This is a genomic window from Glaciibacter sp. 2TAF33 (assembly GCF_052114945.1).
Lineage (GTDB): Bacteria > Actinomycetota > Actinomycetes > Actinomycetales > Microbacteriaceae > Cryobacterium.
The window spans coordinates 45,595-58,295 of the sequence record NZ_JBFRFS010000006.1 but is presented as its reverse complement, the minus strand read 5'-3'; the positions used below and the strand labels follow the sequence as shown (position 1 = coordinate 58,295).

General features: G+C 63.6%; 13 protein-coding genes. 4 read left to right on the top strand and 9 right to left on the bottom strand.

Annotated elements, in window-relative coordinates; all coding sequences use genetic code 11:
• The first annotated feature begins 37 nt into the window (after positions 1-37).
• Together AB4Y94_RS07405 and AB4Y94_RS07400 are read left to right on the top strand one after the other, a co-directional pair.
• On the top strand, positions 38-1,570 hold the full coding sequence (locus AB4Y94_RS07405; protein WP_441726867.1) for an HNH endonuclease: 1,533 nt from the start codon (positions 38-40) through the stop codon (positions 1,568-1,570).
• Between the two features lie 58 nt (positions 1,571-1,628).
• Positions 1,629-2,087 carry a very short patch repair endonuclease gene (locus AB4Y94_RS07400; protein ID WP_441726864.1) on the top strand — a complete coding sequence of 153 codons (459 nt, stop codon included), beginning with the start codon at positions 1,629-1,631 and terminating at the stop codon, positions 2,085-2,087.
• Here AB4Y94_RS07400 and AB4Y94_RS07395 read toward each other — a convergent pair.
• The 5 genes from AB4Y94_RS07395 to AB4Y94_RS07375 form a co-directional block, all read right to left on the bottom strand.
• The gene (locus AB4Y94_RS07395) at positions 2,063-2,572 is read right to left on the bottom strand and encodes an NAD(P)H-binding protein (protein ID WP_441726862.1); all 510 of its coding nucleotides are present in this window, start codon (positions 2,570-2,572) and stop codon (positions 2,063-2,065) included. The genes AB4Y94_RS07400 and AB4Y94_RS07395 overlap by 25 nt on opposite strands.
• Before the next feature lie 303 nt (positions 2,573-2,875).
• Positions 2,876-3,244, bottom strand: a complete 369-nt coding sequence (locus AB4Y94_RS07390; protein WP_441726859.1) for an SRPBCC family protein — start codon at positions 3,242-3,244, stop codon at positions 2,876-2,878.
• Positions 3,237-3,614, bottom strand: coding sequence for an ArsR/SmtB family transcription factor (locus AB4Y94_RS07385; protein WP_441726856.1), 378 nt, complete (start codon positions 3,612-3,614; stop codon positions 3,237-3,239). Before AB4Y94_RS07385 ends, AB4Y94_RS07390 begins: the two co-directional genes overlap by 8 nt.
• A complete protein-coding gene (locus tag AB4Y94_RS07380) occupies positions 3,611-4,075 on the bottom strand; it encodes an SRPBCC domain-containing protein (protein WP_441726853.1) in 465 nt (154 codons plus the stop codon). The genes AB4Y94_RS07385 and AB4Y94_RS07380 overlap by 4 nt, the downstream gene beginning before the upstream one ends.
• A 448-nt stretch (positions 4,076-4,523) precedes the next feature.
• Positions 4,524-5,900 carry a cation:dicarboxylate symporter family transporter gene (locus AB4Y94_RS07375; RefSeq protein ID WP_441726850.1) on the bottom strand — a complete coding sequence of 459 codons (1,377 nt, stop codon included), beginning with the start codon at positions 5,898-5,900 and terminating at the stop codon, positions 4,524-4,526.
• A gap of 141 nt (positions 5,901-6,041) precedes the next feature.
• Here AB4Y94_RS07375 and AB4Y94_RS07370 point away from each other — a divergent pair, with 141 nt between their 5' ends.
• Complete coding sequence (locus AB4Y94_RS07370; protein WP_441727195.1) at positions 6,042-7,691, top strand: sensor histidine kinase; 1,650 nt, start codon at positions 6,042-6,044, stop codon at positions 7,689-7,691.
• Complete coding sequence (locus tag AB4Y94_RS07365; protein WP_441726847.1) at positions 7,684-8,418, top strand: response regulator; 735 nt, start codon at positions 7,684-7,686, stop codon at positions 8,416-8,418. The genes AB4Y94_RS07370 and AB4Y94_RS07365 overlap by 8 nt, the downstream gene beginning before the upstream one ends.
• An 82-nt stretch (positions 8,419-8,500) precedes the next feature.
• Here AB4Y94_RS07365 and AB4Y94_RS07360 read toward each other — a convergent pair whose 3' ends face one another.
• From AB4Y94_RS07360 to AB4Y94_RS07345, 4 genes are read right to left on the bottom strand one after another with little or no spacing between them, the layout of a single operon-like run.
• The gene (locus AB4Y94_RS07360; RefSeq protein WP_441726845.1) at positions 8,501-9,496 is read right to left on the bottom strand and encodes a carbohydrate kinase family protein; all 996 of its coding nucleotides are present in this window, start codon (positions 9,494-9,496) and stop codon (positions 8,501-8,503) included.
• Complete coding sequence (locus AB4Y94_RS07355; protein WP_441726842.1) at positions 9,493-10,386, bottom strand: carbohydrate ABC transporter permease; 894 nt, start codon at positions 10,384-10,386, stop codon at positions 9,493-9,495. Before AB4Y94_RS07355 ends, AB4Y94_RS07360 begins: the two co-directional genes overlap by 4 nt.
• The gene (locus AB4Y94_RS07350; protein WP_441726839.1) at positions 10,386-11,336 is read right to left on the bottom strand and encodes a carbohydrate ABC transporter permease; all 951 of its coding nucleotides are present in this window, start codon (positions 11,334-11,336) and stop codon (positions 10,386-10,388) included. Before AB4Y94_RS07350 ends, AB4Y94_RS07355 begins: the two co-directional genes overlap by 1 nt.
• 21 nt (positions 11,337-11,357) lie before the next feature.
• Complete coding sequence (locus tag AB4Y94_RS07345; RefSeq protein ID WP_441726836.1) at positions 11,358-12,674, bottom strand: ABC transporter substrate-binding protein; 1,317 nt, start codon at positions 12,672-12,674, stop codon at positions 11,358-11,360.
• Between the last annotated feature and the right edge of the window lie 27 nt (positions 12,675-12,701).

Here is a 12,701-nt window from a genome sequence, read left to right as displayed (position 1 = left end):
TCGCATCCTCTTGCGCGGGCTCCGCTAGATTACGAATATGACTACAACATCGGCCGCCCCCAACGGATTCAAGCTGTCCGCCAAAATTCGCGATGGCCTGCCTGCCTCGCAAAAAGCAAATGCTCGCGAGTCGCTGTGGGAGAAGTCGCAAGGCCTTTGTTCGTTGTGTGCGGAGCCGCTTCCGGCGGACGGCTCGCTTGTCGACGTTGATCACATGGTTGCAAGCAAGGAAGGGGCCGGCGGTTCCGATGACCTCAAGAACCTCTATCTTGCTCATCGCTCCTGTAATCGCAGTCGAAAGAACCTTCCTTACGGCTTGGCATCGAAAGTGATTCGTTTTTCGAAATGGTGCACCGCCCACCCGCGTAGATCATTCGAGGACGTAATCGAAAAGTACGTCAGCGACGGCAACCAACGGGTCAAGGTTGATCTTTCGGGCGCGACAGCGTCGCTGACCTTCGGAACCGAGCACAGGACCGCGCCTGTTTATGAAGATCCGGCGACACAAGCGAAGTATTTCTTTATGAACGTCCCGATTCAATTCATTCAGAACGACACAGGGACTCAGCCGCGGTTCATCGAGCACGATCACGTGCGGACTCTTGCCACCGACTTTATCGACCGTCCGGTACACGAGCCGAGCAATTGCAGGCTTGTCACGGGGGACAACGGATTGGCTGATCTGAAGCAGTTCGACGGCCAGCACAAGACGACCGCACAGATCTTGCTGGAACGAACTGAAGTTCCGATGAAGCTTTATGTGGATCCGGAACTGGCGATGGTTCAGGAGCTTGTTGTTCAGATCCAACAAGGGATAAAGAAGCGTCCGCTGTCAACTACTGACACCTTGCAAAAGCTGGACGACGTGATTAGGGACAAAGTCGAGGACTTCAAACAGAAACACAATGGTCGATGCCCTACGGAAATCGAGCTGGTGAATTTCCAACCACTTCAAGATCAGAGTGAGTTCAAGAAGCGGCTCTTGAACAATTTCGAGTTTGCCGTGCTCAACGACAGCGCACTCGAAATCACGACGTATGTCAGCACGAAGGCTGATCGTCTGTTCCCGCTTACCGATCGGGTGCTGGTCACAAAGATCATCAAACCGCTTGTATGCCAGGAGCTTCTGGATGTCCCACTGGACGATTCGTTGGAACGGGAGACCGAACGGGAGATCTTGGTGCAAGTGGTCAATCGCATCACCGAGAACATGCTCACGGACAAATGGGCTCCAAAGCAGCAAGGAGAGAAGGAGGACACTGCCACATATCGCGCTCGGCTGTTCTTCATGCAAGGCGCGGTCGGTTGGTGGCTCGGATCAATCCTCATACCCGCGCTTCAAGGTCAGTTCTTGAAGCAGCACTGGAAGAAGCTCTTTGTGCAGCCGCTAACGGACATACAGCAAGAGCGCCTGGACGGTTATGTTGACATCATTTGTGGATGGGACATCTGGAGTAGCGAAGATACTTCCACCCTTGCTGCTATCCGCAGTAACACAGTAGGCAACGTCGAAAAGGCATTTCCGACTTACTCCAACGTTTCACTACAGACTGAATTCGCTCAGCCGTAGGGCGATCTGAATCGCAGTGACCCGTGTGCTTGGATGCAAAAGGAGACTTGGAGGAACAATGACTCATTCCCAAGCGCGGGGTGCTGATCCTGCCCGCTCTTGGGCGTCATCCGAGGGCGTTCGCAAGACGATGCAAGCGAACCGTGGACGCGACACCGGCCCCGAGCTGGCAGTGCGCCGCATCCTGCATAAGGACGGCTTTCGTTATTGGGTCAATCGCGCTCCTCTTGGAGGGCGCCGAACGGCAGACATCGTTTTCCCACGGCAGAGAGTCGCCGTGTACATCGACGGATGCTTCTGGCACGGCTGCCCGCATCACTACGTCGCACCGAAGTCCAATGTTGCCTTCTGGCTTGACAAGGTTGGGCGGAATCGGGAACGAGATGCTGAGACGACCTCCACGTTGACCTCCGCAGGATGGATAGTGCTCAGAGTCTGGGAGCATGAAAGCCCGACCTCGATAGCAGCGATCGTGGAGGCAGCGGTGATCGATCAGCGCGGTCGCGCAGGCATGTAGGGCAGGACCTCGGTGAGGTGGCGGATCATCTCGAACGAGGCCGAGCCGGAACCGATCACGACGCCGGCCCGAAGAACGATCGCGGGCATTCCCGAGGCAAGGAGTAACTCGCCGACTTCCTTTCGCGACGCCAGATGCGGTGAGAGTGCCGCGTGCTCAGGGAACAGGCCGCCGAGGTAGACGATCCGTTTCACGCCGGCGGATCGGGCAGCGCGAGCGACGTTCTGCGCGATGTCCCGGTCGATCGAGGAGAAGTGTTTTCCACTCGACATGGAGTGCACCAGGAAGTAGACCACGTCGCCGTCCGTCATCGCCTCGGATACGACGGACCGGTTCCGGGCGTCGCCGACTCGCCTCTTCACCGAGTCGGTCCAGGAGAAAGCGGCCAGGCGTTCGGGGGAGCGCACGAGCACTCTCACCGAATAGCCCCCGTTCAGAAGCCTCGGCACGAGCCTGCCGCCGATGTAGCCGGTGGCGCCCAGCACGAGCACAAGCGGTGCTGTGCGTCGTCGTTCGGCTCGGCGCTGAGCTCCGGTTCGCTGCCAGTGAACGAGCTGAGCGGTGCCGCCATACTTACTCCGCTTTTTCAGCATTCGGGGTTTGGTGGCCAGCACAGTCCCTGAGATGTGGCCCGTGACATCCGTTGCCTTTGCCTTGGGCTCGGACTGGCGTTTGGCGTCGGGGCTGGTTTTGCCCCTGCGCCGCACAGCGTCGTCAGTGCCAGTTGCTGATCTTGACGTCGCGCAGGTCGGGGTTGCCGGTGCCGCTCTCGAGGAGCGACTTCATGCTCAGCAGGAAGAAGGCCCACTTGGTGCTGCAATGTGCATGAACTCGACCGGCTCCTTCCAACCCTGGTGGCTGAACATCACGATGGTGTAGTCACCGTCTTGGGTGATCTGCCAGTTCACCGTGGTGCCGATCCACTCCGCCGGACCGTCGACGACCTGCCAGAGAACGCGCTCGCCCGGCTCGACCTCGAGAACCTGCATGTCAAAGCCACCGGGCCCGAAGCGGAACTCGATCACTCCGCCGACCTCGACGGATCCGCTGGTATCGGTCGCCCACCAGCCGGAGAGACCGTCGATCGTGGTCAGGGCGTCGTAAACCATCTGGGCGGATGAGTGCTGCACTCCGACCCTGTGGAGGATGTCAACCATGTTCTGCTCCTTCGTTCTTACGTTCCCGATCGGTTTGGTGCTGAGTGCGCTGGATCGCTTCGGCGAGGCGCTTGATGCGGCCCAGCCGTGCGTCCCAGGCCGTCCCAACCGCAGCCAACTGGGCCACGGCCCGGGCGAACTGGGCATCGTCGATGCGGTAGCGCATCTCGCGACCGGCGGGCGTGACATGCACCAGGCCGGCACGGTCGAGAACGCCAAGATGTTTCGCGATCGCTTGACGCGTCACAGGCAGGTGCTCGCTGAGACTCGTTGCTGTTCCCTCACCCTCGGTTAGTAGCAGATCGAGCATGCGACGGCGGGTGGGGTCGCCGATCGCGGACCAGAGGTCATCGTCGACAACGACAGTCATGGCGACGACACCAACACAGCGATGTACTCACCGAGGCGGGGGATGAAGTAGTCCCACCCTGCGCTGTGCTCCCGGTAGGCGTGCTCCAGAACGGCAGCCTCCCAGCCCCGCTCCCGGAACCCGGTCTCGGTCATCCGCACCTGGGTTCCCTCACCCGACGGCTCGAGGTCGAAGGTCACGAACATCGAATTGTTCTGCCCGGGAATTACTCCCGCCTCGTAGTCCCAGCGGAAGGAGAACCGGCGCGGCGGTTGGGCGTCGACGACCGTGAGCGGCACGACTTTCGGCTGCTCGGGTGCAGCGCGATGGAAGACCACGCGACCGGTGGCGCCGGGAACCGGCTCGATCTCGGCTTCGTCCGGCCACCACTGGCTGAGGTGCTCTGGGGTGCTGATCACCTCGAAGACCACGTCGGGAGAGGCGTCGCCGAAGATCTCGCGCTCAATGGTTCCGTACTCCATGGGATTTCCGCTTTCTGCAACGTTTGGTTGCACATCACGGTAGCCCATGAGAAGCAGTCATGCAACCATCGGTTGCACATCAATAAGACGCTACGCGGCGGGGCCTCCACGCAGGGGAAGGCTACCCAGCACCCGCCGCTCATTGTCGCGGAAGCGCGGCTCATAATGGGCGAAAGAGAGGCGACCGAGGAGGTCTCGAGGGCTGCTCACACCCACTTTGTCGAACTCCGACTTGAGATGCTGGCACGGTAAGCGGTGAGATGAAGAGTGTCTGCGCGATCTGCGCCGTGGAGAAGCATGCTCGACAGCGTCAGCTCCGAGCGGTACCTCCGCCAGGCGCCGATGATTATGAGCCGATAAGCGCGACAGCAGGGGCTGCTCAACAATTGGCAGCCAAAGACCCGCCAGCTGAAGCTGACGGGTCTTTGAAGCCTTGGGTTCTGCCGGGTCACACGTCCCGACGCGCCGGCTCGCCGGTCGTGTTCTTGTCGGTGGCCGCGACAGTGTCGAAGCTGTTGTGGGCCAGCATTGTCGACTCGTCGAAGGGCTCGAGACGGTCGAGTACGCGGTCCACGCGGGGCCGATCGATCTCGCGGGTCCAGGTGCCGACCAGAACTGTCGCCACGGCGTTACCGGTGAAGTTCGTGAGGGCACGGGCCTCCGACATGAAGCGGTCGATCCCCACGATGAACCCGACGCCGTGGACCAGCTGCGGGGCGTGGGCCTGGAGGCCACCCGCCAGGGTGGCCAGGCCGGCGCCGGTCACGCCGGCCGCACCCTTCGACGCGATGATCATGAACGCCAACAGGCCGATCTGCTCACCCAGCTGCAGCGGAGTTCCGAGCGCGGTGGCGATGAAGAGCGACGCCATCGTGAGGTAGATCGCTGTTCCGTCGAGGTTGAAGGAGTATCCGGTGGGTACGGTGACGCCCACGACTGGCTTCGAGACTCCGAGGTGTTCCATCTTCGCGATCAGCCTCGGCAGCGCCGCTTCGGAGGACGAGGTGGAGAAGATCAGCAGGTACTCGCGACCCAGGTAACGCATCAGCTTGAAGATATTCACTCCGGTGACCAGCTTCAGCAGGCCGCCGAGGATGACCACGATGAAGATGGCGCAGGTGAGGTAAAACGAGGCCATGAGCGTGAAGAGGCTGACGACTGCCTGGAAACCGGTCTGCCCGACCACTGCGGCAATGGCACCGAAGGCACCAATGGGAGCGACCCACATGATCATGATGAGAATACGGAAGACGAGCGCCTGGATATGTGCGATGCCGCGGAGAATCGGTAGGCCCGCTGGACCCATCTTCTGCAGGGCGAACCCTGCTACCAGAGCCACCAGGAGCGTCTGGAGGATGTTCCCGGACGTCAATGAGGAGAACAGAGTCGTCGGGATGATGCCCAGCAGGAATGTCTGGGTGTCGGCCGATTCGGTCGCCTTGTATTCGGTTCCCGTCAGGTTCAAGCCGGCGCCGGGATGGATGAGGTTTCCGACGACCAACCCGATTGCAAGTGCGACGGTGGACATGACAAGGAAGTAGACCAGCGCAAGTCCGCCGACCTTGCCGACTGTCGCAGCCTTCGCAATTGAGCCGATGCCCAGCACTATGGTGCAGAAAATGATGGGGGCGATCATCATTTTGATGAGCGCGACGAACGCGTCACCGAGCGGTTTCAGGGATGCCGCGAAACCATCCGGGCCTCCGAAGACGAGGCCGACGACGATGCCAAGGGCAACGGCGAGGATCACCGCGAGGTAAAGGTAGTGCGACTTGTCCAGCCGTTTTGCAGATTTCGCAGTACGCAGAGCTGGTATCGATGCCATGGGAGACTCCTTCGTCCAATGTGTCTAGGCTTTACCGGGCGCCGTAGTCGGGATCCGCGGCGACTGCAAGGTTCGTCGACTTCGCGGCCGGGGTCACGCTTGCGGTCATAATGTTCACGCTCACGAGCAGGAAGGCACGTGATGAAACGCAGGTGGAGCATCGCGCGCCAGCTATTCGTCGCGCATGCCGTCTTCATCGTGATCCTCACCGCGTTCATCGGCACCGCACTGTTCGTCGACGCCCGCGACCGCAGCTACGTTGAGACCGAGGACCGGGTCCTGGCCGTTGCCTCGGCGATAGCGGACAATCCACTCGTGCTGCAAGCGAGCAGCTCTCCCGACCCGAGCATCCTCCTGCAGCCCTACGCACAGCGCGTCACCGCAGACGCCGACCTCGACTTCATCACCATCATGGACACGGACCGAACCCGGTGGACTCATCCGACGCCCTCCGAGATCGGCAAGTCCTACATCGGTACGATTAAGCCCGCGCTGAACGGCGAACGGTTCACCGAGACCAGCACCGGCACGCTCGGCCCGTCGGTGCGTGCCGTTGTTCCCGTGACGGATGCCGACGGCCGGGTACGCGCGCTGGTCGCCGCCGGCGTGACCACGAGCACCATCGCCATTGCGCTTCAAGCCCGGCTGCCGGCCGTGCTGACCCTGGCGCTGGCCATGCTGGTCGCGGGCTCCCTGGTTTCCTGGCTGCTCGGCCGCTACCTGCGGCGGGTCACCCTGGGCTGGGGTCCTGAGCAGCTGGCCCAGCTGTTCGTCTATTACGACTCGATGCTGCACTCCGTGCGCGAAGGCCTCCTCCTCGTGGATCCCCGGGGGAACCTGGTTCTCTACAACGACCATGCCGCGCAGCTGCTCGGCATCCCGGACGAACCCAGCGGGCCGGTGCAGGAACGCCGTCCGCGACGCCTGGCGGAGCTCCACCTTGCTCCTGAACTCGGCGAGCTCCTGCGAACCGGCCGCGCCGCCCAGGACGAAATCTACGTGACCGACACTCGGGTGCTCGTCGTGAGTCAGCAGCCCGCGGTCGCCCCTGCGGCCGAGGGAAGGAAGCGAGCGGCGATGGGATCGGTCGTGACCGTGCGCGACCACACCGATCTCCAGGTGCTGGGCGACGAACTGCGAACCATGCACACCCTTTCCGACGCGCTCCGCGCCCAAACCCACGAGCATTCGAACCGTCTGCACACCATCGTGTCGCTGATGGAGCTCGGGCGCACGAGCGAGGCGCTTGATTTCGCGACCAAGGATCTCGAATTGAGCCAGCGGCTCACCGACGAGATGATCGGAGCCGTCGATGAACCCGTGATCAGCGCGCTGCTCATGGGAAAGGCCGCGCAGGCCAACGAGCTCGGCATCGCGTTCACGGTCGATGCCTCCGGCGGCCTCTCGGAGTCGGCACTGTCGGTGCACGACCTGGTCACGGTGCTCGGCAACCTCGTCGACAACGCGTTGGATGCGGCATCAGCCGGTGCCTCACCGCGGCACGTCGAGGTCTCGGTGAGCAGAACAGGCCCCGCCATCGTGATCGAGGTGGCGGACAGCGGACCCGGTGTGCCGCCGGGCGCTACAAACGACATCCTGCGCCACGGCTACAGCACCAAGCAGCCGGGAACGCACGGCCGCGGGATCGGTCTCGCGCTGGTGCGCCAGTCGGTCACGCGGCTCGGCGGCACTCTCACCATAGGGCACCGCGAGGGAGCGGTCTTCACCGTCACCATTCCCCTCCCGCCCGGCAGAACCCCTGACGGCCCGCAGAAAACAACCGATGCCTGACGCGGGAAAGGCGGGAACTGGCGAAGCGGACATCCGTGTACTCGTCGTTGAAGATGAGCCGATCGTGGCCGACGCCCACGCGCTGTATCTGGGCCGGCTCGACGGGTTCGTGCACGTCGGTACCGTGGGAACCGGACAGGCGGCGCTCCAGCGGATTTCGGAGGTTGCGGCATCCGCTGAACCGATCGACCTCGTGCTGATGGACATGAACCTGCCCGATCTCCATGGGCTGGACGTGAGCCGACGGATGCGGGCCGCCGGCTTCACGACGGACATCATCGCGATCACCGCCGTGCGCGAGTTGAATGTGGTGCGAAGTGCCGTTGCCGCCGGTGTGGTGCAGTACCTGATCAAGCCGTTCACCTTTGCGACGTTCGCGGAGAAACTGCTGAATTACCGGGATTTCCACCGCCGATTGGGCGAGCAGTCAGACATCACCTCCCAGTCGGATCTGGACCTGGCCTTCGCGAGCCTGCGAACGCGCGTCGACGTCCCCTTGCCCAAGGGGCTGGCCGAGCAGACCCTGGCCGGGGTGATCGACTTGCTCAAGTCGAGCGGCCGACCGGTCTCCGCCACCGAAATCACCGAGCACCTCGGCATCGCCCGCGTCACGGCACGGCGCTACCTGGAATACCTGGTCGACAGCGGATCGGCGCTGCGATCACCGCGGTACGGGGCGCCGGGGCGCCCGGAGAACGAGTACAGCTGGAAGCGCCGCAAGGGTTGACCGCGATGGGCCATTCCGCGACGCACTCAAACGGGCCACAGGGCTGGACGTCGAGCGCCCGAACGCCCACCCGCAGTTGGGGTCAGCTGCAACCGATGCGTTCGGAGAGCTCGGATTCGGTCGCCTGCGTCGCCGTGCCGCCGCGTCCTCGCACTGAGAGCGATCCGGCGGCGCCGGCCCAGCGCAGGCGCTCCTTCTCAGACTCAACTCCACTTACCATGGCCGCAACGTAACCCGCGTCGAAGCTGTCGCCGGCTCCCGTGGTGTCGACGACGTCGAGCACGAGACCGGACGCCGCCGCGCTGCGCACCCCCTTTTCGAATGCCACGCCGCCGTCGGCACCGGCCTTGACCACGACCCGGCAGCCCAGCGCCGAGAGCACGGCCCCGGCCTCGTCGAGGTCATCGATCGCGCGGCCCTCGAGAGCACCGGCGATCGCCAGCGCCTCCTCACGGTTCGGGAGGAACACGTCAATACGCGACAGCACATCGCCCAGCCCCTCCCAGCGTTCGGCCGGATCCCAATTGGTGTCGAGGCTGACCGTCGTGCCGCGTTTCGCGAACCAGTTGAGAAGGTCGGGAACCGCATCGGCGAGTGCCGGCTGAAGGAAGTAGGAGGCAAGGTGCACGTGCCGGGGATTCAGCTGGCTGGCAGCGTCACGCACTGCATCCGCAGTGAGCCTCGGAATCGTACCGGGGAGGGTAAGAATTGCCCGGTCGTGCGGTTGGGACAACACCACGGACAGGCCGGTCGGATGATCGGGCGAAACTGCGACGAACGAGGTGTCCACGCCCCGCTCGCCGAGCCGGTCCAGCACGAAACGGCCGAACTGATCGTCACCGACCACCGAGACGAGCGCGGTGCGCATGCCGAGCCTGGCGAGTCCGCTCGCCACGATCGCGGCGCTTCCGCCCAAGACGAGGTCGGCGGAGTCGAGCAACTGCTCCGCCTGGCCGAATCGCGGAACGGTGTCACCGGTGAGCAGCAGGTCGGGGTTCGCGTCGCCGACGACGAGTACGTCCACGCCGGATGCGTCGCCCCCACGGCCGTCCACCCCGGGCCCGTGGACCCCGGTCATCCCTTCAACCCGGAGAACGTCATCGTCGCGATAAAGTGCCGCTGCGCGAACAGGAAGAACACGATCAGCGGCAGCGTGGCCACGACGTTCCCGGCCATGATCAGGCTCCAGTCCGTGAGGTGCGTTCCCTGGAAGTTGGCGATGCCGAGTTGGAGTGTGAATGCCTGCTGGTTGTTGATCGCGATGAGCGGCCACACCAGGTCGTTCCACGCCCCGAGAAGCGTGAAGATCGCGAGCGTTGCCATCGCGGGGCGCGCCAGGGGGAGCACGATCCGGAAGAAAATCTGCCAGCGGTTGCAGCCGTCTATCGCGCCGGCCTCCTCGAGCTCAGCGGGCAAGCTGAGGAAGAACTGCCGCATCAGGAAGATTCCGAACGCGGTCGCGAGCCACGGCACGATGGCAGCCCCCAGCCCGTTCAGAAGACCGAGCCGGGCGAACAGGATGTACGTCGGGATCATCAGGAGCTGCGTCGGGATCATGATCGTCGCAAGGATCATCAGGAACCCGAAGTTGCGCCCGGCGAACTTCAGCCGGGCGAACCCGTATCCCGCCAGGGAACACAGCACGAGGTTCGACACGATGGCCGTGAGCGAGACAACGACGGTGTTTCCGAGCCACACCAGGATGTCGGTGCGGCTGAAGAGCTTGGTGAAGCCGTCGACGGTCAGGTGCGACGGGATGAACGGCGGGGGAAAGGCCACCAGTTCCTTCGCCGGCGAGAACGACGCGAGCACCATCTGCACGAACGGGAGGAGGAAGAGCACGGCGATCGGGAACAGCACGAAGTGCCACCCGCTGAGCCGGCGCTTCTTCTTCTGCCGCTGCGCGCCCGGAGTCCCGGCAGCCACCTGCTCCGACGAGGTCACCACCGCGGTCAGAACGTTGGTCATCAGAAGGCCTCCGAACCGGTGCGACGGGAGTACACGACCACGCCGATCGTGATGATGAGCGTTGCCGCGAACAACACGTAAGCGGCCGCGGACCCGTACCCGAACTGCAGGGCGTGGAATGCCTTGTCGTACAGGAAGTAGACGATCGTCCTGGTCGCGTCGAGCGGGCCGCCGCGGGTGGTCGTGTAAACCAGGTCGAACAGCTGCACCGCTTCGATGGCCTGCCAGATGGTGACAAACACGGTCACCGGCGCCAGCTGTGGCCAGACGATTCGCCAGAATGCCTGCCGCGGGGTGGCCCCGTCGATCCGGGCCGCTTCGATCAGTTCGATCGGCACGTCCTGCAGCGCCGCCAGATAGATCACCGTTGTGAAGGCCGCCGAGCCCCAGAGCGACATGATCGCGATGACCACCATGGCTTGATTCGGGTCGTCCAGCCAGCCCTGCTGCGGCAGGTGCAGCACCCGCAGCACATTGTTGACGAGACCGAATTGCGGGCTGAACAGGTACGTCGACAGGATTCCCGTCGAGGCAGCGGATGCCACGAACGGCACGAAAATCGCGGTGCGGTAGAACCCGATCAGCCGAATCCGGCGGTTGAGCGCGACAGCCAGGAACAGACCGAGCAGAACGGATGCCGGCACAAACAGCACCGTGAACCCGATGGTGTTCCGTACGGCGGTCCAGAAGTCATCGTCCGTGACGAGCTGCGCGTAATTGTCCCCGCCGACGAAGGTCGCCTCGCTGAAACCGTCCCAGTCCTGGAACGACAACACGAACGCCCAGATCGCGGGAAAGATCGACAGGCCGAGAATGATGAGCGTTGCCGGTGCCACGAACCCCCACCCGGTCAGACTCGACCGCACGGCACGCGCGCGCTGCGCGCGACGCTTGCTCGTCGCATCCGCTGAACTCGGCTGCGCCGCGGGACGGGTGACGATGTCTGCCATGGGGAGCGCCGGGATTCCGTTCTACTTCTTCAGTTGCGCGTCGGCGGCCTTCGCCGCGTCTTCGAGCGCGCCCTGAGGCTCGCCCTTCCCCTGCAGCACCGAGGAGATGGCCTTGCCGATCTCGGTGGAGAGCGACGCGTATCCCTTCGACGTCGGCCGGGCCTGCTCCACGTTCTTCGAGTTCTCCACGAAGACGTCGTAGCCGGGGTATTCCTTGGCCTGCGCGGCCACCGCCTCCGAGGAGCCCTCCGAGGTGCGCAAGGGCAGGTTGCCGAGCCCCACGTTGAACCGTTCATCCTGGGCGGGTGCCGTCAGCCACTTCGCGAATTCGTACGACCAGTGCGCACGGTTCTTGTCCTGGTGATCGAACAGGGCCCAGATGTCGGGGCCGGAGACGGTCTGGTGGTCTTCGGCGGTGCCGGGCAGGCGCACGACGCCGTAGTCGGTTCCGCCGATCTTGAGGTCGGAGAGCTGCCACGGGCCCGAGGTGATCATCGCGATCCGGTCACTCACGAACAACTGGCCGAACTTCTCATCGGTCTGGTCGAGGTAGACGCTCTTGTCGTCGACGGCCATCCCACGCAGGAAGGTCAGCGCGTCGACCCCGGGCGCCTGGGCGAACTCTGCGGTCTTCTGGTCGTCGGAGAGGATCGAGCCGCCGTTCTGCCACAGGTGCGGCCAGAACTGCCAGGTGGTCTCCTCGCTGCCGGAGACCGAGTAGCCGTAGCCGTAGATGTGGTTTGCCGAGTCGGTCAGCTTGAGCGCGGCGGCGCGGAAGTCGTCCCAGGTCCAGTCATTGGTCGGATACTGAACGCCCGCCTTGTCGAAGAGCGTCTTGTTGTAGAGGAGGCCGATGTTGTCGACGACCGCGGGGAAACCGATCACCTTTTTACCGGTCGGCTGCGCCGTCTGGCGGGCCGCGGCGGTGAACTCGTCCCAGTTCACGTCCGGCTGCTTCACCTGGCTCGAGATGTCGAGGGTGCGGTTGGACGCCTCCAGCTGGCCGGCCCAGGAGCCGAACGCGTAGGAGATGTCGGGGTATTGGTTGCCGGCGAACCCGGCCGACAGCTTCTGCAGCAGTTGTTCGGTCGAGGAGGCGCCGGGGGAGAGCTTGATGCTGACGTTGGGGTGGTCCTTCTCGAATTCCTGGACCAGCTGTTCGAGGATCTTCTCGGCCGTGTCGTCCTGGCCAGACCACATCTCGAGCTGCACCTTCGCCTTGGGGTCGAGCGTTGTCGCGCCCTGGGACCCGCTGCAGCCTGCGAGCGTGATCGTCAGCGCCGCTGCGGTGAGCAGAGCGGATGCGCGGAGCGCCTTTTTCAGGAGTGGGGTAGTCATCATTGGTTCCTCACGTGGTTTTCGGGG